This is a genomic window from Cobetia sp. 4B (assembly GCF_018831605.1).
Lineage (GTDB): Bacteria > Pseudomonadota > Gammaproteobacteria > Pseudomonadales > Halomonadaceae > Cobetia > Cobetia amphilecti.
In genome coordinates this window covers 2,023,167-2,048,643 of the sequence record NZ_CP059843.1, presented here as the reverse complement: position 1 = coordinate 2,048,643, position 25,477 = coordinate 2,023,167, and the positions used below count along the sequence as shown (strand labels likewise).

Genomic DNA, 25,477 nt, shown 5'->3' with positions numbered 1-25,477 from the left:
GGCGCTCTTCTCGAGGCTCCGCTCATGCGGGGCCTCTTGCGTTGCCGTTCGGGTTACCGTGCGGGGCGCCGGCCGGGTTGCCGCTTGTGTTATCGCTTGCGCTATTCCTTGAGACCCCGCCGGCGCAGATTCGCGCGTTCAGCGGCTTGCCCTCGCCGGGCACAAGCCGGACAATGGCCGCCCTTTCGGCCTCTCGAACGCCAGTCAGCCTGCGTCATTCATAGCGCATCCGACATGGCCTGCGATGCCAGACACGCTCAGATTGGAGGCTTCATGGCCTGGGATGACAGCGGCACCCCCAAGGTGGCACGTCAGACACTGGTAGACCGTCTGCTGGCCGGTTATACGCCGTCCGACAGTCATGGCATCTCGCTGGTCGATCACGCCGTGGTCGGCAATGTGCTGTATACCGTGCTGGAACATCCTCACGGCCATACCTTCATTCGCCAGCACCTGATGCAGGCTCCCAAGAATGGTGACCCCAGCCGCTGGGAATACCATATCCGTGACGAAGGCACGCCAGACATTCCGCTGCAATGCCCCGAGGAGCTGCTCGAACAGTCGACAGCGCCCGGTGAGATTGCCGCCCAGTGGCGCGCCGACACCCGCGCGGCGCGTGATGCCGCCGCAGCACGCAAGCGCAAGATCAAGAAGCTCAAGAAGGGTGAGCTGCTGACCGCACTGGATGGCAGCCAGGTGATCTTCGTGCGCGCCTTCACCGCCAGCCTCTTCATCGGTCGTGCGCCAGAGGATGGTGAGGACGACGAGTACGAGTATCATTGGCAGGATATCGCGCTCTAGACCGCGCCAGCGCTCTAGAGCACGCCAGCAATTGCCTCACTTGCCGTTTCGCCCCGCCCTCCTTGATGTCACTGACGAGCCCTTATGCAGCCACAAGCCGACCCGTTCATCGTTCCCGTCTGCCACGAAACCTACGCGGTGCTGTACGCCGACGATGACATCCTGCTGATCCACAAGCCCAGTGGCCTGCTCAGCCTTTCCGGCAAGCATCCGCTCAATCTGGATTCGCTGCATCATCGCCTGGTCAAGGAATACCCCAGCGCCAAGCTGCTGCATCGGCTGGATTTCGGCACCTCCGGCATCATGCTGGTCGCGCTCAACAAACCGGCCAACGGCAACCTGACCCGCCAGTTTCAGGACCGCAACATCGGCAAGTCCTACACCGCGATCCTGCATGGCCATCTCGAGGAGGACAGCGGGCGCATCTCCCTGCCCATCGCCAAGGACGTCGACCAGTTCCCGCTGCAGAAGATCTGCCACGAGACCGGCAAGACCGCCATCAGCGATTTCCGCGTCATCGAGCGCCTGGAGAATCCGGCGCGCACGCGAGTCGAATTCACGCCGGTGTCAGGTCGCACGCATCAGTTGCGCATCCATAGCCAGCAGATCGGCCACCCGATCCTGGGCTGCGATCTCTATGCGACGGATGAGGCCTTCTTCATGGCCGAGCGCCTGATGCTGCATGCCGAGATGATCAGCTTCGATCACCCGGTGAGTGGTGAGCGCATGGAAGTGCGCAGTCCCTGTCCGTTCTGAGCCCGTCCGTTCTGATCAAGTCTGAGCTCGCCGAGTGTGAGCGACGCGTCATTTGCAGGCACACAACGAAACGCCCCCACAGGAGACCCTGTGGGGGCGTTTCGTCATTCATGACTCAGTGAGTCACGCCAGGCATCACTCAGCCGCGGCCGGCAGCCATTCCTTGACGATATCCTGATGGCTTTCCACCCACGCCTTGGCGGTTTCGTAGGGGTCAGCGTCATCTTCCTGGTTGTTGAGCATCACTTCGCCCATGTCAGCCGGAGTCCAGGCGAAGTTGTCGAGAATCGCGTAGACCTCCGGCATGTCTTCCTCGAGCCCCTTGCGCGCCAGGGTGTGAATCTCCTCGGCACCGCCGTAGACGCCCTTCGGGTCATCCAGATACTTGAGGTCCCAGCGGGCGAACATCCAATGCGGCGTCCAGCCGGTGACGACGATCTCACGCTCACCCTTGATCGCATTGCTCAGCGCGGCGGTCATGGTCGCACCGCTGCCGGTGGTCAGGTCGATGTCCTCGAGATCGTAGTCCTCCAGCACCTGCTCGGTCAGACGCGTCAGACCTGCGCCCGGCTCGATGCCGACGATGCGCTCATCGATATCCTCGGCGTGGGTCTTGATGTCGTCGATGGTCTCGAGCTTGCTGTAGGACGGCACGACCAGCCCGAGCTTGGTGCCTTCGAGGTTGACGCCCAGGTCGTCGACCTTGTCGGCGATCTTGGCCATGTAGTCTTCGTGGGTGGTGGGGAGCCACGCACCGACCATGCCATCGGCATCGCCGAAGGCGACTGCCTGGAACATCGCCGCCGCAGACAGCGCCTTGAGTTCGACGTTGTAGCCCTGTGATTCGAGCACCGCCTTGACCACATTGGTGGAGGCGACTTCAGAGGACCATTCGACGTAGGCCAGCGTCACATCGCCCTTGTCACCAGCGGCATACACGGCGCTTGCCCCGGCCAGTGAGGAGGACATGACAGCGCCGAGCAGCAATGCCTTGGTGGCGGCATTCATCTTCGCGGTGACGTTCAAGGTAGTGCGGGAGGCATCTTGCTTGTTCATCATTTTCCCCTTTATTCGAATTTACTCATTGTTTATCGAAGCACGCCTGTCGAAGAACGCGTGTCGACGGCCAAACGTTGAGTCGGGTATGGAAGTGCTCGAGGCGGCCTCCGCATCGCCATGCAACATACGGAGGCCGCTGGTGAATCCCCTCATGAACGGGGCTTCTTTTCCTTGCTGAAGGTCTGGGTCAGGCGGTCGAGCAGCATGGCCAGGATGACCACCGCGATGCCCGCTTCGAAACCATCTCCCGGACGCAGGCGCTGGATGGCTTTCCAGACCTCATTCCCCAGGCCATCGGCGCCGATCATGGCCGCGATCACCACCATCGACAGTGCCAGCATGATGGTCTGGTTGATACCGGCCATCACGGTGGGCAGGGAAAGCGGCAGCTGCAGCTTGAAGAGCTTCTGGCTGCGGGTGGCGCCGAAGGCATCGGCGGCTTCGATCAGGTCATTGGGCACCTGACGAATGCCCAGCGTGGTGAAGCGAATCGCCGGCGGCATCGAGAAGATCACGGTGGCGAAGATGGCGGAGACCGAGCCGATGCCGAAGAAGGGAATCGCCGGAATCAGGTAGACGAAGGCCGGCATGGTCTGCATGAAATCCAGCACCGGCATGATGACCTTGTAGAAGCGGTCCGAGAGTGCCGCCAGTATCCCCAGCGGTACCGCGATGACCACGGCGACCAGGGTGGCGATCACCACCAGGGTCAGCGATTCGATCATCGGGTCCCACAGATCCAGGTTCCAGATCAGTCCCAGCCCCAGTACGGAACCGATGGCCAGGCGCGTGCCGGCCAGCCGCCAGCACAGCAGCGTCACCAGAGCGATCAGCGCCCACTCGGGCAGCCACATCAGCGCATCGTTCAGGACGTCGATGCCGGTCTCGGTGAACTTGGAGATGCCGCGCGTGATGCTGGAGTAGTTGGTCGTCAGGTAATCCAGACCCGTCTCGATCCAGTCACCCAGCTCTATCTTCGGGATGGTAAAACCGGTTGCGTCGCTCATGCGTGTGCCTCCCCTGCTTCCGCCAGTTCCGCGAGTACGGACCCTTTGATCACCACGCCCAACAGGCGGGATTGCTCATCGACCACCGCCAGCGGGTGGTGATGACCGGCAAACATCGCGAACAGGTTGTGCAATGGTTCTTCCGGCGAGACCTGACAGCAATCGGAGTGGATGATGCTCGAGAGATCGGTGAGATTCTCGCGCACGGCACGCTCGGTATCCTCGGCGGTGATGATCCCGAGCACGGTGCGATCACGACGCACCACGAACAGGCTGTCGAGGCCGTTGTCGCCCATCTTGCGCAGCGCCGTGCGCGGGCCATCATCATCGCGTGCGGTGGCCCGCACATCGGTCATCGCCGAGCGGGCAGTGAGGATGCGCGACATGTCGACGCCTTCGACGAAGCGCGCCACATAATCATTGGCCGGGGAAGTGAGGATGCTTTCGGGGGAGCCGATCTGCACGATCTCGCCATCCTTGAGCAGGATGATGCGGTCGCCGATGGAGAGGGCTTCATCAAGATCGTGGGTGATGAAGATGGTGGTCTTCTTCATCTTGTGCTGCAGCGCCAGCAATTCCTGCTGCATGTCCTTGCGGATCAGGGGATCAAGCGCCGAGAAGGCCTCATCCATCAACAGCACCGTGGAGTCGTTGGCCAGCGCTCGTGCCAGGCCGACACGTTGTTGCATGCCACCGGAGAGCTGGCTGGGATAAGCATCTTCCCAGCCATCAAGGCCGACCTGCTTGAGCGCATCGCGACCGCGCTGATAACAGACTTCCTTCTCCTCGCCACGCACTTCAAGCCCGAACTCGGCATTCTGCTGCACGGTGCGGTGCGGGAAGAGCGCGAAATTCTGGAACACCATCGAGAAATGCTTGCGACGACAGCGCAGCAGCGACTTGTCATCCAGCTTGGCAACATCATCGCCGTCGATGAGGATCTCGCCCTCGGTCGGCTCGATCAACCGGTTCAGGCAGCGGATCAGGGTCGATTTCCCGGAGCCGGACAGCCCCATGATGACCAGCAACTCGCCTTCCATCACATCGAAGTCCACGTTGGAAAGCCCCAACGTCTGGCCAGTCTTCTCGAGAATCTCGGGGCGTTTCATGCCCTCATCACGCAATTTGAGCGCCTTGTCGGGCTGATTGCCGAACACCTTGCTCAGATTGCGCACTCGAATCTTCACGTCGCGAGTGTCAGTCATTGGCTTTCCTGTCGTCAGCGGGCAGGAAATATCCACGGATTCTGTCCATTACGCACTCCATCCGGCAGGGAGAATGGCTCGCCCTGCCCGCTGACATCGCGCAATCTGGCCGCAAGCATCGCTTGCCGACCTGCTGACAGAATACTGTGTCATCCCCTGCGCCATTATCCATAAAGGATTCTTATATTTGTAATTACAATACAGTTTTATTGATAAGCGCTCAAACACGAACAGACGTTTATACGACCAAGGTGGTATGCCCTTGACGCTTCTTGCTGATACCTCCCTGAATCACGACATTGCATGTTGTTATTGGTCTATTGCTCTCCCTCCCCTGACGCATTGCGTGTTGCCGAGAACCGCCTGGCAAGCCTACGCATGCACCCTTGAACACCCCCCGCACACGCCTATCAACAAGCCCAGGCACACGCCTATCAAATAAGCCCATGCACCATCAAGGCGCATCAGGCCTTGGCTTCCAGCCTCAGGCGCTGCCAATCACTGACCGGCTCGTTGAGACGGATGCTGGCATCGATGACCTGCTCCTCCATGTTGTAGCGACAGGTGAAGCCAAGGTGCTTCATCAGGGCGCGCATCGGGTGATTGTCGATCATGATCTTGCCGACCATCTCCAGCGTGCCCAGCGAGCGGCAATAGCGCAGCATCTTCTCCATCAACAGACTGCCGATTCCCTCACCTTGCATGTCATCCCGGATGATGACGGAGAATTCGGTGCGAATGTTGTCCGGGTCATTCCATACCCGCACCACCCCCAGCATCTCGCGCTGCGGCGACTCACCTGGCTGGGCTTCCACTTCACGCTCGGCGATGAAGGCCATCTGGCGGTCGTAATTGATCTGGGCGAGCAACGCGAGATCTCGCTGCGTCAGCGCCGCCTTGTGGTGGAAGTAGCGGAAACGGATGCTTTCCTCGGAGAGCCGGGCATGGAAGGCCGTGATCAAGGGCGCATCCTCGCCGCGTATCGGGCGCACCTCGACGTGCATGCCATTGTCCAGCGACACCCATTCACGCAGCTCCTCCGGGTACGGCATGATCGCGAAACGGGCCGGTTTGCCGAGATCCAGCGCGAAATCCACCGCCACGGCTTCCTCGCGGTTGAGCAACAACGGATTGATTTCCAACCCTCTTATGTCAGGCAAATCCGATGCCAACTGTGAGAGCTTGATCAACAGCGTGCTGACGCGCTCGAAATCGCGCTCCGGGTCCGGCGAGTGCTCGGCGATCAGGCGGGAGGCATGGCTGCGTGAGATCAGCTCACGCGCCAGTGTCATGTTGAGGGGCGGCAAGGCCACCTGGCGGTCCGCCAGCACATTGACCTTGTAACCGCCGATGCCGAACACGATCACCGGGCCGAATTCGTCATCGCGCGTGATACCTGCGCTCAGCTGCAGCGAGTGCTTGCCACGCTGCATCGGCTGCAGGCAGAACTCATGAATGCGCGTGCGTTCATGGTCACTGCGGCCACGCTCGGCATCGCCCTCCGCCACCTTCTGGGTGATGCGGCGAATCGCCAGCGCGATATCCTCCGGACCGGAAAGGTCCTGTACCACGCCGGAAGACAGCCGCTGTGGGTAGCGGCGATAGCGGAACGGCTGGCTGTTGTGTTCATGCACCACGCGCAGCGCATAGGGGCCCTGGCGAGAAGGCTTGTCGTCATCCGTGGCAGAACGCTGCAACTCGACGATGGCGCGCGCGCCTTCGGCGGCGTCGAGCACATAGCGGCTGGGTGCGGTCGCGATACCGTAGGTATCGAGCACCTGCGCCGTTTCCGAGTGGGTCAACCATTCACGGCCGGCACGCCGCGCACTGTGCACCAGGTCATGGGCGCGGGCGCGGATCTCGGCACTGGTCGAGAAGGCCAGACTCGGCGGCGTCTGCTGCAACAGTGTCTGCACACGGTGGTAATCGACCATCTGCAGGAAGGCCTTGACGCCCTTCTCCGGCGACAGATAGGTCGGGATGCCGGCCAGATGGCATTCATGACGGGCCGAAAGTGCCTGCTCAAGCCCCATCCAGCTGGTCAGCAGGTTGCGTCGGAATTGCTTGCGATGCGCCACCAGCGCCTCGGCCGTTGCCCGTGAGGGAGCAAGGCGTGTCGGCGCATGCACGACCAGCACGGCGTCCACGCCACGGTCATTGGCCACGATGTTGACTGCGGCCAGGAAGTCTTCCGGCGTGGCATTGCCACCCAGATCCACCGGATTGCGCCCCGGCAGGCTGACATCCAGCTCGGCCTTGAGCAGAGCCTGGCGGCTCTCCTCGCTCAGCTCGGCCAGCTTGCCGCCGCCCGCCATCAGCTTGTCGATGGCCAGCAAGGCCGGGCCCAACCCATTGGAGACGATCGCCAGCCGATCACCGCGCAACGGCTTCATGCGATTCAGCGTCTCCAGCGCATCGAACATGTCTTCGCTGTCATTGACGCGCACCACCCCGGCACGCGCGAGGGCAACATCGACGATCCGGTCGCGATTGGGCACCCCACGCGTGACATGTGTGCCGAACAGGTCGGCTTCCGGGGTACGGCCACTCTTGATCGCCAGCACCAGCCGATTGCGGGACGCCTCGCGCAGCGCGGTCATGAAGTGCATCGGGTCGTGAATGCGCTCCAGATGCAACAGCAAGGCCTGCGACGGCCCGTACTGGTTCAGATAGTCGATCAGATCGGGCAGCATCACATCGACGCTGTCGCCCAGGGTCACCAGATGCGAGAAGCCGATGCCGCGCCCTGCCGCCCAGTCGATCATCGCATTGCCCAGCATCCCCGACTGACCGAGATAGGCGACCTTGCCCTTGGCCACTGGCTGCCCACTGAAGGAGGCATTCAGGTGCCGGTTGGGCACGCAGATGCCCATGCATTCCGGCCCGAGCAGGCGAATCCCACTGCCACGGGCAGCCTTGAGCAACCGACTGTTGAGGCTTTCCTGATCACGGTGGATACGCGGAACTTCGACACCCGGCTCACGGGCCTGCGAGGCATCCAGCACGTCGTCCGTGCTGTCGGCGATCCGCGGGTAGCGCTCGGCGCTCGGCGCGGCAGGCTCACCGGCCTCATCCAAAGACGACGCCTCGGTGACGGAGGGTTCGGAGCCTGGCTTGCCCGTAGTGGACCTGTGAATGCCCGGCAGGCGCGGGGCAGAGAAGTTCAGCCCGTCGCGGCGTGACAGCATCTCAAGCCCCTTGCCGGTGACGCGGGCCAGCGAGCTGACCGGCGTCGGCGCGACACCTCCCGAAATCAGCAACGCCGCCTTGACGCCGCGCCGACCCAGCTTCTCGACCACACGCGGCAAGGTATCCGGCGGGGAGCACAGAATGGCCAGGTCCGGCACCTGCTCAAGCTCACTGACCCGCTTGACGCACGCCACGCCATGCACCGTCTCATATCCCTTGGGGTTGACCACCGTCAGGGCGCCCTTGAAGCCCCCTTCAAGCAGATTGCGCAGTACCTGCCCGCCCAGTGAATGCGGCTTTTCCGAGGCGCCGATCACCACGATACTGGCGGGCTCGAAGAAATTGCGCAGAAATCGCGTTCCCATAGGCTTGTCCTGTCAGCGGTTGCGCCTCGTCAGCGCGATATGAGCAGCATGCCGCGAAAGCGCAGGTCTGAACAGCCATCCTCGCGCCCTTCATGCGTGAAACAAGGTAGACCATCGGCGACTGGCTCATGCCATTGACGACTCTTACTGTTACGTCATGGTGCAGACCATTATGACCCGCACACTCACGCAGGCATGCCGATGATCACCTCCTACATATCCCATCGCGACTGCGGTCAGCATTTCATGGGCCCCACCCATCCCGAAAGCCCACTGCGTCTGCAGGCCATCGAGCGTCAGCTGGCGCTGAGCGGCGTGATTCAGCATGTCCAGCAATACAGTGCGCGAGCGGCAACGCTTGAGCAGCTGGCGCGCGTGCACCCCATGCGCCACCTGCAGGCGCTGGAGAAATGTCCGCCCCAGGCCGGGCAGCTGCTGACCATCAACGAAGACACCGTGATGTGTGCCGATAGCCTGGTCGCGGCGCGACTGGCCGCCGGCGCGGTGGTACGTGGGGTCGACCAGGTGATGCGCGATCAGGCCGACAACGTTTTCTGCGCCGTGCGCCCACCGGGCCACCATGCCGAACGCGCCGATGCGATGGGTTTCTGCTTCTACAACAACGTGGCGGTGGGTGCCCTGCACGCCCGCCAGCATTACGGCGTGAAGCGGATCGCAATCCTCGATTTCGATGTGCACCAGGGCAATGGCACCGTCGATATCTTCAAACATGATCCCGATACGCTGGTGTGCTCCTCGTTCCAAGACGCCATGTACCCGTGGCGCTACCTGGAGAGCCGCTGGGAGCACATCCACAACACGCCCTTGAGCGAAGGCAGCGGCTCACTGGCCTTCCGGCGCGCCATTGAAGCCCAGTGGCTGAAGAAGCTCGATGACTTCAAGCCGGAGTTGATCCTGATCTCGGCGGGCTTTGACGCGCATCGTGAAGACCCGATGGCGGAACTGTGCCTGGAAGATGACGACTATTACTGGGTCACCCTGCTGGCAATGGATGTCGCGCGGCGTCACTGTCACGGGCGTATCGTCTCCGTGCTGGAGGGCGGGTATTGCCTGGAGGCACTGGGGCGCAGCACCGAGGCGCATCTCAAGGCGCTGGCGGGCTTGCCGATGCAGGATGGCCTCGAGGCGCGTGCCGGCGGCCATCGCCCCGACCAGCACCCATCAGACCAGCTCGATCTCGCGCCTCCCCCCGTGGATGCCCTCCCACCCCGCTCCGCCTCTGGCACACCAGACGGCGTCCAGCCGCCGCTTGCCAAGCCCGCCGAGGATGAGCGTGATCACCCGCTGTTCTAGCGCCTGGCTGCTCTAGTGCCCGGCTGTTCTAGCGCTGGGCATTCCACACACAGGTAACCTTTCCCCTGACGCACACCACACCTCACGACAGGTTTCCCGCAGCCAGGAAACCTGTCGCTGCATCATGGGAGCACCAGCTAGCCTTCGGTGTCGCGGACAGCCATGTTGGCTACGCGTCGGGATGATGCGCGCTTGCCATGCTGTGATAAGCTGGCGATAAAGTTTCCGATAGTAAACTTTATCGCCAGCTGACAGCGCTGCGACACTCAATGTCGTGCGCCGCCAATATCACGCCCATAGCGAAGCCACTCTCATGAGCACACCGACAGACAAGGACGCCGCCGTCCGGATCGCCTCCGGCCGCAAACCCTTCGTTGAGCCCCTGAAGCTTGGCGAACGCGTGAAGCAGATCCGCCTCTCCCATCATTGGACGCTGGAAGATGTCAGCCAGCGCACGGGACTAGCACGCTCGACATTGTCCAAGATCGAGAATGAGCAGATCTCGCCGACCTTCACGGCGGTACAGAAGCTGATTCATGGTCTCAACATCGACCTGCCGCAGCTGCTGAGCCCGCCCAAGCGCCAGAGTGGCACTCTCGGGCGTCGCGATCTGACGCGCGTCGGTGATGGCAAGTCACACCCGACGCCGACCTATGAGCACGAGCTACTGTCCTGGCAGCTGGCGCAGAAACGCATGATTCCCTTCAAGACTCGCGTGCGTGCGCGCAGCTTCGATGACTTCCCCGACTGGGTGCGTCACGACGGCGAGGAGTTCCTGATGGTATTGGCGGGCAGTATTCTGCTCTATTCGGAATTCTATGAACCCCTGCCGCTGGGCGATGGCGACAGCATCTATTTCGACTCCGACATGGGTCACGCTCTGGTTTCTACCAGCGAAGAAGATGCCATCGTGCTGTCGGTGTGCACTCGCAATGATTCGGATCCGAGCTGAGCTGATTTGAAGTGAGCTGGGCTGTGTTGACGTGAGCAAAGCTGAGCTGAAATAAGCCACATGACGCGCTGGCGAGAAGCTAAACCGTAAAGATAGCCTTCACGCGAGCGTCACCTGGCCGATCCATTCAAAACAATGACTTGCTTGACCATGCTCGCCGTCAGCCCGAAATAAAAAAATCGCCCACTAGCCATGCGCTAATGGGCGATTTTTCTGGATGTCGTAAAGACACTCATGGCTTGCGCCGAGTCCTGACCGCCAGCACCCGCTGGGTGTTCAGCGTACCGAGCACTTCAATCGTGCTGTGCGGCATCGCCGCGCCAGATCAACTGACCGCATTCGCGCAGATCATAGCCACCGAGGGATTGCGCCAGCTGGATACCATTCGGCGTGGCCAGATAGTCCAGCAACCCCTGGAAGAGATCGCGGAAGTAGACATTGCGCGGTACCACCAGGTCGAAGGCCTCTTCACAGACCGGCACGAAGCCGAGGCCGAACTCATTGGCGGCCGACAGCGTGCCGGGGCCGACATCCACCTCGCCCCGCGCCACCATCGAGGCCACTTCACGCTCGGAATAGGCGATTGCCAGGGTGTTGAGCTGCTCGGCACGCATCTGATGGCCGGATAGCCACTCCTGCAAGAAGCGCTGCGAACCCGCCCCCTCCTGTCGCACCGCCCAACGCCGCTGCGAACCGAACAGGCCGCTGGGGTCGATGGACAGATGGCGATCATCATTGCGGATGATCAGCCCCTGGGTACGGCGCGCAAGCCGCACCATCACCCACTGACGATAGCCATCGTGGCCGCGAATCAGCGCCGGATGACGCAGCGCCGCCTCCTCCGCGCGCCCCCAGTGAATGGCGCAGACGTCAGCACGCCCCTGGCTGAGCAGATCAAGCCCCAGACGCGTACCGGTCACACTCATGCCATAGAAGGCGCTACCGGCATGCTGCTGATTGAGGCGCATGGAGAGTGCGGCCAGCAGCGGGTCATCACTGCCGGTGATCATCAGGCGATCCGCCAGCACACCATGATGGCTGGACTCGAGAATCCATTGCTCCACCAGGCGCCGCGGAAACAACCACTTGCCGGTCACCTTGGTCGCCGGCATGGTGCCGTCACTGGCCAGCTGATAGATCTTCTTCTCATTGAGATGCAGCAGACGCGCGACTTCCTGCACCGTCAGAAAGGGGTTGTCGTGGGGGACCGGAGCCTGCCGGCCGGTGGCCGCATTCAGGGGCTCGCCTGAAGACTCAGCGACAGAGCCACCCGAAGGTGCGCCGAGTTCAGAGGTAAAGCCCTGTGAGGGTGTGACGCCCAGCGGCGAAGAGAGACGACTCATCACTGTGCCCCCTTGTCGTGACCGGCTGCGCCGTCTGATGAAGATGGCTTGCCTGACGCGTCATGGCGCGATGACTTGAGAGCGTCGCCGGCACGCAGCGGCGGGATGGCGTCCAGCACCAGCCGCCCGGCAGGGTCCACCGCCTGGAAGTGGCGCCCCTTGGCGCGCGCGATCAACAGCACGCCAAAGCGTTCCGCCAGCTCCACTCCCTTCTGCGTGACACCGGAGCGTGAGACCAGCACCGAGATCCCCGCTTGAGCCACCTTCAGTACCATCTCGGAAGTCAGACGACCGGTGGTGTAGAAGATGTTGGCCCCCTGATAATCACTGGCATCATCACTCAGGGGCGCCAACCAGCTCAGCCCCGCCAGCGTATCGACGGCGTTGTGGCGGCCGACATCCTCGATGAACGCCAGCACTTCATCATCCCGACACAGGGCGCAACCGTGAACCGCACCGGCCTTGCGATAGGTCGCGTTGTGCGCCGCCAGCGCCTCCAGCAGGCGATACAACAAGGCCTGACTGAAGGGGCCTGCGTCCAGCGCGGCCAGTGATTGGCGCTCCAGCAGATTGCCGAACACCGTGCCCTGCCCACAGCCGGTAGTCACGGTGCGCTTGCCGAGGCGCTGCTCGATATCCTCGGGCAGATGACGCGTCACCACCGAGGCGCTCTCGACTTCCCAGTCCACCTGCAGCGCCTCGAGGTCCTCAAGCTCACCCAGCAGGCCCTGATTGCGCAGATAACCGGCCACCAGCGCCTCAGGTTCGGCACCCAGAGTCATCAAGGTGACGATCTCGCGTCGATTGAGATAGATGGTCAGCGAGCGCTCGGCGGCAATGGACTGCTGATGGCGCTCACCGCGCTCATCCATGACTTCGATGTCCAGCGTAGTGGGTAGTGTGGCGCGACTGATCGCTGGCCGTGCAGAGGGCATCATGAACTCGGGTCTCCCTGATCGAGCCGGTTGGAATGGCAATTCTTGCGCTGAATCGCCGTAGAGTACCAGTCTGATGGCAGAGCTGTCCCCGCACTGACTGACGGTGACCCTGATATCGCATGCGCCGGCATGTATCTTGCACACTAGCACCATCGCAGCATTCTTTTCAGACCCGCTTGCGGGTACAGCAGTGAACAAGGAAGCCATGTCTGAATCCATCCCTCCCCGCAGTGACGACACCCGCTGGTTGAGCGTCACCCTGGCGCCCACCACGCAGAAGCTGGGGCGTTTCAGCATCGACACCTGGCGAATTGCCGACCTCTCGCCCTCTGCAACGCCAGAGACGGAATCGCACGTAGCGGAGCCCGCCTCCGCTGATGAGGTAGCGCATCGCCGCATCCTGCCGCTGCAGCTTCACCTCACCGAGCGCACCGATTACCGCTACAACCTGCGCTGCGAGCAGCCGCGTCTGTTCGTCCAATGCGATGAGCGCGAAGCCGACGGCATGCAGCCCCGCGTGGTGACGGCCTGTCAGGAAGTGGCATCGCATTGGATGGATGGCGACCAGCTGGTGCTGGACGTGCCGATGCCACCGGCCTTGATGGTGTGGCTGGAAGCCTACCTCGCGCGTCACGGTGAACGACTCGACGAAGGCAAGAAGAAGAAACGCAAGGGCGCCGGGCGCGCCAGTCAGGCAGAGCAGCACGCCGCGATGCCCGACAAGACGCATCAGCCCGGTGATGGTAAGGAAAGCACGTCATGAGCCAGCACGACGATAACGCAAGCCCTGCCCATGAAGGCCTGTTCTCGCGCTGGTCACGCCGCAAGCAAGGCGACAGCCGACGTGAAGACCAACTGGCACAGCCGGACAGCACAGAGGGAACCAAAAGCGACACCCTCCCGCCGTCACAGGCGGGAGTCGCCTCTGACAACAGCGCTGACACCCCTGCAGCGAGCGGCTCGCAGCACGAAGCCCTGGGCGGCGATAGCCCCTCCTCGGCAACAGAACAGGCCGCCGAACAACCAGCAGAACAGGCATCAACCGAGAGCGATCAGCAGGCATCGGACGCTGACAGCGCTGAAATACCCGTCATCGAGCTGCCAGACCCCGACACCCTGACCCCAGACGCCGACATCAGCGCCTTCATGCAGAACGGCGTGGACCCGGCGCTACGCCAGCGCGCGCTGCGGCGCATCTTCATGGGTGGCGAGCACTCGGTGCGCGATGGGCTGGATGACTACGACCAGGACTTCTCCCAGATGCGCCCACTCGCCGAAGGTGTCGCCGACACGCTGCGCAGCTGGACCCGCAAGGTCGAAGAAGGCCTGGAAAAGCTCGATGAGGCAAGCGAGACACCCCAGGCGGAAACGGCGCAGGAGACAGACGACCAGATCGCCGAGCAGGCGCCTGACGGTGAGGCGCCAGTGGGCGAGTCACACGCGACGCCCAGCGACGAGATACTCGAGTCGCCTGACCCGCAAGCGATGCCTGCGGAAGACTCGCGCGAGCCAACTCCCACGTCAGATGATGAAGGCGGCGCCCACCACAAGCCGTGACTCGGGGCTGGCCCCATAAGCGCCTCCAGCGCCAGGGCTGAGCGCGTCAGGGCTCAGGACGCCAGGGCGTCAGGATGACGCGCCGCACAACCAGCATGAGTCATTATGACCCATGATAAAGCCGGACACGTCTGGTCGAGGTCATCCTGATGCCTCATGGGTCACCCTGACGCGCCTCATCAAGGCGCACTGACTGCAACGCACATGCAAGATTCAGCATGACATGCCAACCCTTGAAGATGATGACTGGCGTCAACCGTCTGCGCTGATGAGTGCCTGCGCGACCTGACCGCGCCCCTCTTCTCGCCGGGCGTGAAAACGGCAATGTCATCAACAGCATGCAAAGATGGTTGGCCTGTCATGAATCCCCCACTGAACGACTGTCGATCGCCGACCCGGCTCTGACCGCGAAAGACCGCGAGAGACCGCGAGAATCAGCGACGACCGGGACCTGCATCATCCGCGTGCCACCTGACGGCAGCTTGCATGCAAGGTCCGCCACGACCGAATAAGGATGAGGATGCTCAGCTCAAGCCTCGAGAGCGCTCAGCGCGCCCTCAATCAACAAGCACGCCAACGCGCCCTGTCATCCGCCATGGGTGGCTCGCCTGCCTCCAGTCTGCCGCTGTTGGCGACGGATGCCGGTAGCGCTCCCATCCGCTATCACAGTCAGGGACGCACCGTGATCATCGGCAGCGAGGCGCGAGTGCGAGCACTGGCGAGTCTGCTGACCCGCCTGCCGGCCACCGCTCAGCTGCCGGTGGCACTCTTGATCAGTGAGCAGGACAACAGTGCGCTGGTGACGATGGATGAACAGCATCTCGCCGCCAGTGAGTCGCTGCCTGCGCACAGTGCCCCGCGTGACATGCTCGCGCTGAGCGGTCACCTCGGCCAGTTCATCCTTGCCAGTGATGGCGTCAATCTGGCTGCCGCGCTGGTGCCGCAAGGTACCGGCAGCGCGACCCATTTCGACCTGATCGCCGACCTGTCCAGCCAGCCGCTCAACCAGGCGGAACTGCCACCGCCCGGCTATCTGCAAGCCGGTGCGGACGTCATCGCTGAGCTGGATCAGCTGGTCGCCGATGCCGAAGCCTCCCAGCAATCACTGTCACAGCTGACCGCCTGGGCGATGCAGTTCGCAGGCCTGATCGGCAATTTCGACAAACCGAATTACGTGACCGTCAATCTCGATACCTGCGCTCACTCCAGTGCCGGCAATATCGGCTGTACGCGTTGCCTGTCGTCCTGCAGCGCCGATGCCATCTTCTCGGTGGCCGGTCGTCGCAATGCGCATATCGAGATCGACCCTTACCTGTGCCACGGCGCGGCCAGCTGCGTCAGTGCCTGCCCGACCGGCGCGCTGAGCTTCACCCAGCCCCCGGCCGAACAGCGCATGGAGCAGATCCAGCGCCTGCTGGAGCGCTATCAGGATGGCGGTGGCCTCTACCCGCTGCTGCGCTATCGCCTGGAGCAATCCCCTGCCTCGCAGACTGCCCTGGCGAGTGTCGACCAGGAGCGCTGCCTCGATATCACTCTCGAGGAAATCTCCGCCACCGGGCACGACGAGTGGCTGGCCGCACTCGCACTTGGCGCGACACAGGTCATCGTCGAACTGCCCCACGACCTGCCTGCAGGCCAGCACCAGCAGCTCGAGAGCGAACGCCGCCTGGCGCTGACCCTGCTCGACAGCATGGGGCTTGCCAATGCGGCCAGTGGCGAGCCGCGCATTCGCTTCGTCTCTTTGCCGTCCGCCCTGCCACAAATGGATAGCAACGAGGCTGCCCCCCTGCCTCTGATCACGCCGCTGTGTGTCGCTCTGGCACCGGGCGCGGACAGTGAAGAAGAGCAGCAGCCCAGCCAGCCGATCGCCCGTGACTGGCTGCTGGGTCAGCCGCAGGCACGCCCCGGCAAGCGCGAACGCCTCAATCGGGTGCTCGATCACCTGGCGACCCTGTCGGTCGCGGACCTGGCGCAAGACAGCGTCGCCGTGCCGACAGGCGCGCCCTTCGGTGTGGTGAACGTCGACAGCGACAACTGCACGCTGTGTCAGGGCTGCGTCGCCGTCTGCCCGACCAGCGCCCTCTCGGCCAATCGCACGTCGCCTGCACTATCCTTCACTCAAGGTGACTGCGTGCAGTGTGGCCTCTGCGAGCAGGCATGCCCGGAGCAGGTCATCACCCTGACGCCTGGCTTTGCTCCGCAGCCCGACGTGCGCCGCGAACCGCAGCTCATCAAGCAGGATGTGCCCTTCCCCTGCATCAGCTGTGGCACGCCGTTCGGCTCCACCGCCACCATCACGGCGATGCAGACCAAACTGGCCTCGCATGCCTACTTCCAGGGCGATGGCGCACTGCGCCTGAAGATGTGCAGCGACTGCCGCGTCAAGGACATCTGGCACGAAATGGCACGTAATCCCGATGCCCAACTCAAGGTTTGAGCCAATGACATCACCCACGTCGACTCCCGACGACTTTGCAGCAGGTGGGACTGACGATCGTGCACCTGACACCACTGCGGCCGACTCTCTGATAAGCCATAGTGAAGAACAGCAGGCATTGCGCGCCGACCTCTACCGGCTGCTGGCGCGGCTGTTGCGTGCGGCGCCGGATGCGGAGCTGATCGACTTTCTGGCCGAACTCGACCATGACGCCATCAGCCTGCCCGGGGCCGCCGAGCAACAACTGCCGCGCGCGCTGGCGTCGCTGTCATTGGCCGCCCGCGTCAGCGACTCGCGCCGGCTGGAAGACGACTTCTTCCAGAGCCTGGTAGGCGTGGTGCAGGGCGAGGTAGTGCCCTACGCCAGCTGGTACCTCACCGGCTCGCTGATGGAGATGCCGCTGGTCGCCCTGCGCCAGGACCTCAAGCGCCTCGGCTTCGAACGCCAGAGCGATGTGCATGAGCCCGAAGATCATCTCGGCGCACTGTGCGAAGTGATGGCCATGCTGATCGATGAGGTGCCCGGCGAGCAGGTCAATTTCTTCCGCCGCCATGTGGCCAGCTGGGGCGAGCGCTGCTGCGCCGACCTCGCGGGACGCGAGAGTCCCTTCTATGCCGCCGTCGGCTACCTGGGGCAGGCCTTCCTGCGGGCAGAGCGCCTGAACCTCGGTGACTCGATCCCGCTGCATGCGGCGACCGAAAACAACTCTGGCGAGCAGGTGACGGCCGAGGCCGTCCAGCTCGTCACGCCAGCCAGTGTGGCACCCGACGCAAGACACTGATGTCACGCATGACGTGAAGCAACATTCGAGACTGCAACGCTATCCATACTCGCATCACCCAGCAGCATTGCCGACAGGAGATCAGCATGAAGACTGATGACGCAAAAGACAGCCATAACCAGGAGCGCCAGGGGCGCCGCAAATTCCTGCGCGTACTGGGCGCCAGCACCGTAGGGGTTGCCGCAGCAGGGTCATTGGCCGGTGCCGTGATTCCGGACCAGGCCGCGCCAGAGGCCCCCGTCAAGGACAAGGGCACTGACAATTATCGCGAGAGTGATCACGTCAAGGCCTTCTACGCCACGCTGCGTGACTGAATGCTAGACAGACAGTGCCCTGAGCCTGCGCCATGCGCGCGGCCAGCGGCCTGAACAACGGGCAGCGCGGAGAGGTTTCCGCCCGCCATCGACAGTGACAAGTCGGCACGGATCAGGACTGCCCCTGATCTGAAAGACCGCCGCTCCCGACATTGCCCCCTGACCCGCTCACGCGGCCCGGGCAATGATTCGGGTGACGAGGAGAGATGATGTCATGCGACTGACCCCCACCCCCTCTGCCAAAGAGACCTCGGGACTCGGTATCAACCGCCGCCAGTTCCTGAAACGCAGCGGTGTCGCCACCGGCGGCCTTGCCGCCGCGAGCTTCATGGCCGCCCCGATGATGAAACGCGCCGAAGCCAAGACCGAAGTGTCTGACGCGCCGGTCGAGACGAAGCGCACCATCTGCTCACACTGCTCCGTGGGCTGCGGCGTCTATGCCGAGGTCCAGGAAGGTGTCTGGACCAAGCAGGAACCCGCCTTCGATCACCCCTTCAACCGTGGCGCACACTGCGCCAAGGGCGCGTCCCTGCGTGAGCATGGTCACTCTGACCGTCGCCTCAAGTACCCGATGAAGCTCGAAGGTGGCAAGTGGAAGAAGCTCTCCTGGGAGCAGGCCATCGAGGAAGTCGGCGACAAGGTGCTCGAGCTCACCAAGGAGCACGGCCCCGATAGCATCTACTGGCTGGGTTCGGCCAAGTTCAGCAATGAACAGGCCTACCTGATGCGCAAGTTCGCGGCCCTGTTCGGCACCAACAACGTCGATCACCAGGCGCGTATCTGCCACTCCACCACGGTGGCCGGGGTCGCGAATACCTGGGGCTACGGGGCGATGACCAACTCCTTCAACGACATGCACAACTGTCGTTCGATCCTGTTCATCGGCTCCAACCCGTCCGAAGCGCACCCGGTGGCCATGCAGCACATCCTGCTGGCCAAGGAACGCTCCAACGCCGAGATCATCGTCGTCGATCCGCGCTTCACGCGGACCGCCGCCAAGGCCAACAAGTACGTGCGCCTGCGCCCGGGCACCGATGTCGCCTATATCTGGGGCCTGCTGTGGCACATCTTCGAGAACGGCTGGGAAGATGAGGCCTACATCCAGCAGCGTGTCTACGGCATGGATGAAGTGCGTGCTGAAGTCGCCAAGTTCCCACCGGCGGAAGTCGAGCGCATCACCGGCGTAGCCGAGGCCGACATGCTCGACGTCGCACGCCGCCTGTCCCAGAACCGTCCGGGCAGCGTCGTGTGGTGCATGGGTGGCACCCAGCACACCACCGGCAACAACAACACCCGCGCCTACTGCATCCTGGAACTGGCGCTGGGCAACATCGGCAAGTCCGGTGGCGGCGCCAACATCTTCCGTGGCCACGACAACGTCCAGGGCGCCACGGATCTGGGCCTGATGTCCCACTCCCTGCCGGGCTACTACGGCCTCTCAGAAGGCGCGTGGAAGCACTGGTCCAAGGTCTGGAACGTCGACTTCGAGTGGATCCAGAACCGCTACGACCAGACCGAATATCACGACGGCAAGCCGATGCACACCAACGGCATCACCGTCTCGCGCTGGGTCGATGGCGTGCTCGAGAACCCGGACCGCATCTCCCAGCGCACCGCGCTCAAGGCGATGTTCTACTGGGGCCATGCCGTCAACTCCCAGACCCGCGGGCCGGAGATGAAGAAGGCGATGGCCAAGCTGGACATGATGGTGGTGGTCGACCCCTACCCGACCATCGCCGCCGTCATGCACGACCGTACCGACGGCGTCTACCTTCTGCCGGCCGCGACCCAGTTCGAGACCACCGGCAGCGTGACCAACTCAAGCCGCTCCCTGCAGTGGCGCGATCAGGTCATCGAGCCGATGTTCGAGTCCAAGCCTGACCACGAGATCATGTACCTGCTGTCTCGCAAGCTGGGCTTCGCCGACGAGTTGTTCCGCAATATCAAGGTCGAGGGCAGCGTGCCCGTCGTCGAGGACATCACGCGCGAGTTCAATGCCGGCATGTGGACGGTGGGTTACACCGCCCAGAGCCCTGAGCGCCTGAAGGCACATCAGCAGAACTGGCACACCTTCGACTTCGAGACGCTCAAGGCCCGTGGCGGCCCGGCCAACGGCGACTTCTACGGCCTGCCTTGGCCGTGCTGGGGCACGCCGGAGATGGGTCACCCGGGCTCGCCCATCCTGTATGACACCTCCAAGACGGTGGCCGAGGGTGGCGGCAACTTCCGCGCGCGTTATGGCGTTGAGCACAACGGCACCAACATCCTCGCGGAAGGCTCCTGGTCCAAGGGCGCCGAGATCGAGGATGGCTATCCGGAGTTCACCGACAAGCTGCTCAAGCAGCTGGGCTGGTGGGATGACCTGACGGCCGAGGAAAAGCAGGCGGCGGAAGGCAAGAACTGGAAGACCGATCTCTCCGGCGGCATCCAGCGCGTGTGCATCAAGCATGGCTGCATGCCATATGGCAACGCCAAGGCGCGCGCCCTGGTGTGGACCTTCCCGGACCCGATCCCCAAGCACCGCGAGCCGCTGTATACCGCGCGTCGCGACCTGGTGAAGGATTACCCGACCTGGCCGGATTCCGAGTCCATCTATCGCCTGCCGACGCTCTACGCCTCCATCCAGGAGAAGGACGTCAGCGCCAAGTACCCGATCACCCTGACCTCGGGCCGCCTGGTGGAATACGAAGGGGGTGGCGAAGAGACACGCTCCATCCCGTGGCTGGCCGAGCTGCAGCAGGAGATGTTCGTCGAGATCAATCCGGCCTTGGCCAACGACCAGGGCATCAAGGACGGCGACATGGTGTGGGTCGAGGGCGCCGAGGGCGGCCGCGTCAAGGTGATGGCGATGGTCACCGAGCGTGTCGGCCCGGATGTCGTCTTCATGCCCTTCCACTTCGGTGGGCATTACGAAGGCGAATCCCTCGAGTCCCGCTATCCGGAAGGCACCGTGCCCTATGTGCTCGGTGAATCGGCCAATACCGCGACCACCTACGGCTACGACCCCGTGACCCTGATGCAGGAAACCAAGGTCACCTTGTGCCGCGTCAGCCTCGCCTGACTCGAGTGATGGCCGCGTCCCGGTGACGCGGCCCGGACGCAGCGCAAGACACGATCGGACGTATCCGTTACCAGAATCATCCGGCCTGTTGACCGAGGAACCCGGCGACAGGCCGTGAAGGAGAAGCACCATGGCCCAGATGAAATTTTTGTGTGATGCAGAGCGCTGCATCGAGTGCAATGGCTGCGTGACAGCCTGCAAGAACGCCAACGAGACCGAGTGGGGCGTTCAGCGCCGCCGCGTAGTGACACTGGACGACGGCAAGCCGAGTGAAGTCTCCATCTCGGTGGCGTGCATGCATTGCGATGACGCGCCATGCATGGCGGTCTGCCCCACCGACTGCTTCTACAAGACCGATGACGGTATCGTCCTGCACGACAAGGACATCTGCATCGGCTGCGGCTACTGCCTGTACGCCTGCCCGTTCGGCGCCCCGCAGTTCCCGCAGCAAGGCGCCTTCGGCGAGCGCGGCAAGATGGACAAGTGCACCTTCTGTGCCGGCGGCCCGGCCGAGAGCCCGGAAGAAGAGTTCGAGAAGTACGGCGCCAACCGCATCAGCGAAGGCAAGCTGCCGCTGTGCGCCGAGATGTGCTCCACCAAGGCCCTGCTGGCCGGCGATGCCGAGACCGTCTCCGACATCTTCCGTCAGCGTGTGGTCTACCGTGGCCATGAAGACGGCGCCTGGTCGCCGGTCGACAAGGCCAGCCATCCGGAGACGTCTGCCAACCTGACCACCAGCAGCGTTCAGCAGGCGGACCACCTGGCCTACGACGCAGCCCGCAAGGGGTAAGGAGGCGACATGCGCGCGCACTTTACAGCTTCACGGTTGACCGTGGTCGCCATGTTCCTGTGCCTGATGCTGGCCAGTCTCTGGCTGGCTCCTCAGGCACTGGCCGCGAACCCTGACGGCGAGATCGGTCAGGCGGTCGGCACGGTGGACGCCGATACCTGGCGGCAGGTCAAGGATGGGGGCAACTCCATCGACAGCCGACATGACTCCAACTACAGCCTGATCAACCAGAGCGGCGAGACCTGGCGTCAGATCCGCAATCGCTGGATCTCACCGGGTGGCCTGATCGCACTGGGTGGCATGCTGGCCGTGCTGGTGATCTTCTACCTGCTGGTGGGACGCAACAATCTGGACCACCCGCGCAGCGGCAAGCTGATGCTGCGCTGGACGGCGCTGGAGCGTGCCATGCACTGGACGTTGGCGACGCTGTTCCTGACGCTGGCCATCACCGGCATCAATCTGCTGTGGGGCAAGTTCGTGTTCCGCAATGTGTTCGGGGATGTGTTCTGGGCCAACATGATCATGGCGACCAAGGTGATCCACAACTATGTGGGGCCCCTGTTCTCGATCATGCTGATCCTGGTGCTGGCCAAGTGGCTGAAGCTCAATCTTCCCAAAAAGCATGACCTTGACTGGTTCCGTCAGGGTGGCGGCATGATGAAGGGCAAGCATCCGGACGCCGGCTTCGCCAATGGCGGGGAAAAGGCCTGGTACTGGATTCTGGCGACGGTCGGTCTGGTGGTGATTGCCAGCGGGCTGGTGCTCGACTTCCCGATCTTCGGCCAGACGCGGGACAACATGCAGTGGGCCAATGTCTTCCACGGCATCGCCTCGCTGATATTGATCGCGGTGTCCTTCGGCCACATCTATATCGGCACCGCCGGTACCGAGGGTGCCTTCGAGGGCATGAAGACCGGCTATGTCGATGAGACCTGGGCCAAGCAGCACCACAATCTGTGGTACGACGAGGTCAAGCAGGCCGAAGCGGCAGACCCGGCAGCAGACCCCGCCACGGCGCCTGACGACAGCCTGGCACGTCAGCAACGTCCGAATTAGCGCGGCGTCAGACATCCGCTGGATGAGTGAAGATACGCCCGGTCAGGTTCGCCTGCCGGGCGTTTTCGCTTGCCAGCGCCTGCTCTCTCGCTTGCCCGCGCGCACTCTTTCGCGACTCTGCCACCCATTGGCGTTCCACCGGCCAACCCGCCTGCCAGTCCGTCTGCCAAACCACAGGCGTGCAACGCTGGTTCACAGCCCTGCATTAGTTGCGTAAAGTTTCAGATATACCGCCTGGGCCCACCGGGCACCCCGACAGCATGAAGGCAGGCGCCAGGCTGCGCCTTCTCAGGAGAATTCGATGAGCGACCCGACCCCTCAAGCCGTACAAGACCTGAGCCAACTGGACGAGCAGACCCGCACCGAGCTGGAAGCGGCCGCGTTCCGTCGTCTGCTCAAGCATCTGGATGACAACAAGGATGTCCAGAACATCGATCTGATGATCCTCGCCGACTTCTGCCGCAACTGCCTATCCAAGTGGCTGATGGCTGCTGGCGAGGAGCGCGGCGTGAGCTTCGATTACGACGCGGCGCGCGAGCATGTCTACGGTATGCCCTATTCCGAGTGGAAAACACACCACCAGGCCAATGCGACCCCTGAGCAGCTGGCAGCGCTCGAGGCACGTCAACAAGGCAAGAAGGACTGATCATGAGCAGCAATGACGAACAGATCGGCCTCACTATCGCGGTATTGACCGTCTCGGATACACGCACCGCAGAGAATGACCGCTCCGGCGACGCTCTGGTCGACAACCTGACGGCGGCTGGCCACAGCCTGCATGAAAAGCGCATCGTGCCCGATGACGTCTACCAACTGCGCGCCGTGGTCAGCGAATGGATCGCGGACCCGGCCGTGCAGGTCATCCTGACGACGGGCGGCACAGGCTTCACCGGGCGTGACTCCACGCCGGAAGCCATTCGCGTGCTGCTCGACAAGGAAATCCAGGGCTTCGGCGAACTCTTCCGTCAGCTTTCCCACCAGGAAGTCGGCAGCTCGACGATCCAGAGCCGCTGTCTGGGCGGGCTGGCCAACCGTACCGTGGTGTTCTGCCTGCCCGGCTCCACCGGCGCCTGCAAGACGGCCTGGAACGGCATCCTCAAGGAGCAGCTCGACAGCCGTCACCGCCCCTGCAACTTCGCCAACCTGGTGATTCCGGAGCGCGGAACCCATGCCCACTGACGCCAGTAAAGACCCGCATTCTCGCCCGTCGCCTTCCGCGGCGGCAGAGTGTGGCTGCGACGCCGTGCCTGCCGGCGCCAAGGGGCTGGCGCCCCTGGCCAGTGCACTCGCAGCGCTCCGTGATAGCTGCCCGCTGATGCCAGCCGAGCGCGTGGCAGTCAGTGACGCCGCAGGGCGTGTGCTCGCCGAGGACGTGCATGCCGAGCTTGACGTGCCGCCTGCCGACAACTCCCAGATGGATGGTTACTGCGCCCGGGTTGCGGACATCGGTGACGGTGCCTGGCTGCCGATCAGTCAGCGTATCGCGGCAGGTCAGCCTGCCACGCCGCTGGCCGTGGCGAGTAGTGCGCGCCTGTTCACCGGGGCGGAAATCCCCGAGGGCGCCGACGTGGTGGTCATGCAGGAAGAGGTGACACTGCGTGAAGGCGAAGATGGCACCACCCTGGCCTGGCTGCCCGGGCCTCGCGCCCGCGGCGACAACATTCGCGTCCAAGGCCGGGATGTCAGCAAGGGCAGTCGATTGCTCGCGGCGGGCACGCGACTGGACGCTGCCGCGCTGGGCCTGCTGTGTGGCCAGGGGGCAAGTCACGTGTTGGTGCGCCGCAAGGTACGAGTAGCCTTGTTCGCGACCGGCGATGAACTGATCGAGCCCGGCCAGCCGCTCAAGCCCGGCCAGATCTACAATTCCAATCGCGTGATGCTCAGCCAGATGCTCAGCGACTTCGGGGCTGAGGTGGTGCTGGCGCCACTCAATGTGGCCGATACCTTCGAGGCCACCCGTGACGCTCTCGCTTCGGCGGCGCAACAGGCTGACCTGATCGTCACCTGCGGCGGGGTCAGCGTCGGCGAGGAAGACCACGTCCGCCCCGCCATCGAGGCGCTCGGCAGTCTGGATCTGTGGCGCTTGGCCATCAAACCGGGCAAACCACTGGCGCTGGGGCGCATCAACAGCTCCCGGGGTGACGCGGTGCGTGTCGTGGGCCTGCCGGGCAATCCGGTCTCCAGCTGGGTAGGTGGCTGGTTGTTCCTTCGTCCACTACTGGGCGAGATGACCGACTGCACTGCATTGCGCGAGCTGAAACGTCTCACGGTACGCGCGGCCTTCTCAGCCCGCACCGCCATCCGTCAGGACCATCTGCGCGTCACCTTGGCGCCCGGCAGTGATGGACAGCTTGAGGCACATGCCTTCCCGGACCAGAACTCGGCGGTACTCTCATCCTGCGCCGGTGCTCAGGCACTGGCCGTGATTCCGCCCCACGCACAGCTCAACCACGGTGACAGCGTGGAATGCCTGTGGCTCGAGCACTGACACCGCTCCCCCTCCCTGTTTTGACAACTGTCTTTACAACTGTCGTGGGAACTACCGCGATAAC

20 protein-coding genes and 1 pseudogene are annotated in these 25,477 nt (G+C 63.2%); 15 read left to right on the top strand and 6 right to left on the bottom strand.

Annotated features, from left to right (window positions below; translation table 11 throughout):
• Positions 1 to 273: 273 nt before the first annotated feature.
• Together H2O77_RS08630 and H2O77_RS08625 are read left to right on the top strand one after the other, a co-directional pair.
• Positions 274 to 801, top strand: a complete 528-nt coding sequence (locus H2O77_RS08630; protein WP_153635734.1) for a hypothetical protein — start codon at positions 274 to 276, stop codon at positions 799 to 801.
• An 84-nt stretch (positions 802 to 885) separates the two neighbouring features.
• On the top strand, positions 886 to 1,557 hold the full coding sequence (locus tag H2O77_RS08625) for an RluA family pseudouridine synthase (protein WP_054556709.1): 672 nt from the start codon (positions 886 to 888) through the stop codon (positions 1,555 to 1,557).
• Between the two features lie 135 nt (positions 1,558 to 1,692).
• On the opposite strand, the gene H2O77_RS08620 is transcribed toward H2O77_RS08625, so the two are convergent.
• From H2O77_RS08620 to H2O77_RS08605, 4 genes are all read right to left on the bottom strand, one after another.
• Positions 1,693 to 2,613 carry a glycine betaine ABC transporter substrate-binding protein gene (locus H2O77_RS08620; RefSeq protein ID WP_043333667.1) on the bottom strand — a complete coding sequence of 307 codons (921 nt, stop codon included), beginning with the start codon at positions 2,611 to 2,613 and terminating at the stop codon, positions 1,693 to 1,695.
• A gap of 152 nt (positions 2,614 to 2,765) precedes the next feature.
• Entirely contained in the window at positions 2,766 to 3,623 is an 858-nt protein-coding gene (locus H2O77_RS08615) for a proline/glycine betaine ABC transporter permease (protein ID WP_043333557.1), read from the bottom strand.
• Positions 3,620 to 4,828 (bottom strand): glycine betaine/L-proline ABC transporter ATP-binding protein, encoded by a 1,209-nt coding sequence (locus tag H2O77_RS08610; protein WP_043333554.1) that lies wholly within the window; start codon positions 4,826 to 4,828, stop codon positions 3,620 to 3,622. Before H2O77_RS08610 ends, H2O77_RS08615 begins: the two co-directional genes overlap by 4 nt.
• A 464-nt stretch (positions 4,829 to 5,292) precedes the next feature.
• Positions 5,293 to 8,382, bottom strand: coding sequence for a bifunctional acetate--CoA ligase family protein/GNAT family N-acetyltransferase (locus H2O77_RS08605; RefSeq protein WP_240548767.1), 3,090 nt, complete (start codon positions 8,380 to 8,382; stop codon positions 5,293 to 5,295).
• 201 nt (positions 8,383 to 8,583) lie between these two features.
• On the opposite strand from H2O77_RS08605, the pseudogene H2O77_RS08595 reads away from it, so the two are divergent.
• A pseudogene (locus H2O77_RS08595) lies at positions 8,584 to 9,510 on the top strand (histone deacetylase family protein); the annotation flags it as partial.
• Between the two features lie 499 nt (positions 9,511 to 10,009).
• Complete coding sequence (locus H2O77_RS08590) at positions 10,010 to 10,648, top strand: XRE family transcriptional regulator (protein WP_043333550.1); 639 nt, start codon at positions 10,010 to 10,012, stop codon at positions 10,646 to 10,648.
• 293 nt (positions 10,649 to 10,941) lie between these two features.
• On the opposite strand, the gene H2O77_RS08585 is transcribed toward H2O77_RS08590, so the two are convergent.
• Together H2O77_RS08585 and H2O77_RS08580 are read right to left on the bottom strand one after the other, a co-directional pair.
• Entirely contained in the window at positions 10,942 to 11,991 is a 1,050-nt protein-coding gene (locus tag H2O77_RS08585) for a helix-turn-helix transcriptional regulator (protein WP_215824393.1), read from the bottom strand.
• A complete protein-coding gene (locus H2O77_RS08580; RefSeq protein WP_215824537.1) occupies positions 11,991 to 12,926 on the bottom strand; it encodes a formate dehydrogenase accessory sulfurtransferase FdhD in 936 nt (311 codons plus the stop codon). Before H2O77_RS08580 ends, H2O77_RS08585 begins: the two co-directional genes overlap by 1 nt.
• A 208-nt stretch (positions 12,927 to 13,134) precedes the next feature.
• On the opposite strand from H2O77_RS08580, the gene H2O77_RS08575 reads away from it, so the two are divergent.
• From H2O77_RS08575 to glp, 11 genes are all read left to right on the top strand, one after another.
• Positions 13,135 to 13,692, top strand: a complete 558-nt coding sequence (locus H2O77_RS08575; RefSeq protein WP_215824392.1) for a DUF3305 domain-containing protein — start codon at positions 13,135 to 13,137, stop codon at positions 13,690 to 13,692.
• Entirely contained in the window at positions 13,689 to 14,486 is a 798-nt protein-coding gene (locus H2O77_RS08570) for a DUF3306 domain-containing protein (RefSeq protein ID WP_215824391.1), read from the top strand. Before H2O77_RS08575 ends, H2O77_RS08570 begins: the two co-directional genes overlap by 4 nt.
• 520 nt (positions 14,487 to 15,006) lie before the next feature.
• On the top strand, positions 15,007 to 16,923 hold the full coding sequence (locus H2O77_RS08565) for a 4Fe-4S dicluster domain-containing protein (RefSeq protein ID WP_215824390.1): 1,917 nt from the start codon (positions 15,007 to 15,009) through the stop codon (positions 16,921 to 16,923).
• A 4-nt stretch (positions 16,924 to 16,927) separates the two neighbouring features.
• Positions 16,928 to 17,704: a molecular chaperone TorD family protein gene (locus H2O77_RS08560; RefSeq protein WP_082388778.1), complete on the top strand. Its 777-nt coding sequence runs from the start codon at positions 16,928 to 16,930 to the stop codon at positions 17,702 to 17,704.
• Positions 17,705 to 17,790: 86 nt separating this feature from the next.
• The gene (locus tag H2O77_RS08555; protein ID WP_215824389.1) at positions 17,791 to 18,018 is read left to right on the top strand and encodes a twin-arginine translocation pathway signal; all 228 of its coding nucleotides are present in this window, start codon (positions 17,791 to 17,793) and stop codon (positions 18,016 to 18,018) included.
• A 214-nt stretch (positions 18,019 to 18,232) separates the two neighbouring features.
• The gene (locus H2O77_RS08550) at positions 18,233 to 21,079 is read left to right on the top strand and encodes a molybdopterin-dependent oxidoreductase (protein ID WP_082388779.1); all 2,847 of its coding nucleotides are present in this window, start codon (positions 18,233 to 18,235) and stop codon (positions 21,077 to 21,079) included.
• Between the two features lie 130 nt (positions 21,080 to 21,209).
• Positions 21,210 to 21,869 (top strand): formate dehydrogenase FDH3 subunit beta, encoded by a 660-nt coding sequence (fdh3B, locus tag H2O77_RS08545; RefSeq protein WP_043333544.1) that lies wholly within the window; start codon positions 21,210 to 21,212, stop codon positions 21,867 to 21,869.
• Positions 21,870 to 21,920: 51 nt separating this feature from the next.
• On the top strand, positions 21,921 to 22,925 hold the full coding sequence (locus tag H2O77_RS08540) for a formate dehydrogenase subunit gamma (protein ID WP_240548798.1): 1,005 nt from the start codon (positions 21,921 to 21,923) through the stop codon (positions 22,923 to 22,925).
• A gap of 301 nt (positions 22,926 to 23,226) precedes the next feature.
• Positions 23,227 to 23,571, top strand: a complete 345-nt coding sequence (locus H2O77_RS08535; protein WP_215824387.1) for a DUF1244 domain-containing protein — start codon at positions 23,227 to 23,229, stop codon at positions 23,569 to 23,571.
• A gap of 2 nt (positions 23,572 to 23,573) precedes the next feature.
• A complete protein-coding gene (gene moaB, locus H2O77_RS08530) occupies positions 23,574 to 24,104 on the top strand; it encodes a molybdenum cofactor biosynthesis protein B (RefSeq protein WP_215824386.1) in 531 nt (176 codons plus the stop codon).
• On the top strand, positions 24,094 to 25,413 hold the full coding sequence (glp, locus tag H2O77_RS08525; protein WP_215824385.1) for a gephyrin-like molybdotransferase Glp: 1,320 nt from the start codon (positions 24,094 to 24,096) through the stop codon (positions 25,411 to 25,413). Before moaB ends, glp begins: the two co-directional genes overlap by 11 nt.
• Positions 25,414 to 25,477: the final 64 nt, after the last annotated feature.

Bases quoted from the DNA above. Each gene is read 5' to 3' on its own strand.
- H2O77_RS08590 (WP_043333550.1), top strand. From the start codon at position 10,010: ATGAGCACACCGACAGACAAGGACGCCGCCGTCCGGATCGCCTCCGGC.
- H2O77_RS08585 (WP_215824393.1), bottom strand. From the start codon at position 11,991: ATGAGTCGTCTCTCTTCGCCGCTGGGCGTCACACCCTCACAGGGCTTT.
- H2O77_RS08610 (WP_043333554.1), bottom strand. From the start codon at position 4,828: ATGACTGACACTCGCGACGTGAAGATTCGAGTGCGCAATCTGAGCAAG.
- H2O77_RS08555 (WP_215824389.1), top strand. From the start codon at position 17,791: ATGAAGACTGATGACGCAAAAGACAGCCATAACCAGGAGCGCCAGGGG.
- H2O77_RS08540 (WP_240548798.1), top strand. From the start codon at position 21,921: ATGTTCCTGTGCCTGATGCTGGCCAGTCTCTGGCTGGCTCCTCAGGCA.
- H2O77_RS08550 (WP_082388779.1), top strand. From the start codon at position 18,233: ATGCGACTGACCCCCACCCCCTCTGCCAAAGAGACCTCGGGACTCGGT.
- H2O77_RS08565 (WP_215824390.1), top strand. From the start codon at position 15,007: ATGCTCAGCTCAAGCCTCGAGAGCGCTCAGCGCGCCCTCAATCAACAA.
- H2O77_RS08570 (WP_215824391.1), top strand. From the start codon at position 13,689: ATGAGCCAGCACGACGATAACGCAAGCCCTGCCCATGAAGGCCTGTTC.
- H2O77_RS08615 (WP_043333557.1), bottom strand. From the start codon at position 3,623: ATGAGCGACGCAACCGGTTTTACCATCCCGAAGATAGAGCTGGGTGAC.
- H2O77_RS08560 (WP_082388778.1), top strand. From the start codon at position 16,928: ATGACATCACCCACGTCGACTCCCGACGACTTTGCAGCAGGTGGGACT.
- H2O77_RS08620 (WP_043333667.1), bottom strand. From the start codon at position 2,613: ATGAACAAGCAAGATGCCTCCCGCACTACCTTGAACGTCACCGCGAAG.
- fdh3B (WP_043333544.1), top strand. From the start codon at position 21,210: ATGGCCCAGATGAAATTTTTGTGTGATGCAGAGCGCTGCATCGAGTGC.
- glp (WP_215824385.1), top strand. From the start codon at position 24,094: ATGCCCACTGACGCCAGTAAAGACCCGCATTCTCGCCCGTCGCCTTCC.
- H2O77_RS08625 (WP_054556709.1), top strand. From the start codon at position 886: ATGCAGCCACAAGCCGACCCGTTCATCGTTCCCGTCTGCCACGAAACC.
- H2O77_RS08575 (WP_215824392.1), top strand. From the start codon at position 13,135: ATGTCTGAATCCATCCCTCCCCGCAGTGACGACACCCGCTGGTTGAGC.
- H2O77_RS08535 (WP_215824387.1), top strand. From the start codon at position 23,227: ATGAGCGACCCGACCCCTCAAGCCGTACAAGACCTGAGCCAACTGGAC.
- H2O77_RS08580 (WP_215824537.1), bottom strand. From the start codon at position 12,926: ATGCCCTCTGCACGGCCAGCGATCAGTCGCGCCACACTACCCACTACG.
- moaB (WP_215824386.1), top strand. From the start codon at position 23,574: ATGAGCAGCAATGACGAACAGATCGGCCTCACTATCGCGGTATTGACC.
- H2O77_RS08605 (WP_240548767.1), bottom strand. From the start codon at position 8,382: ATGGGAACGCGATTTCTGCGCAATTTCTTCGAGCCCGCCAGTATCGTG.
- H2O77_RS08630 (WP_153635734.1), top strand. From the start codon at position 274: ATGGCCTGGGATGACAGCGGCACCCCCAAGGTGGCACGTCAGACACTG.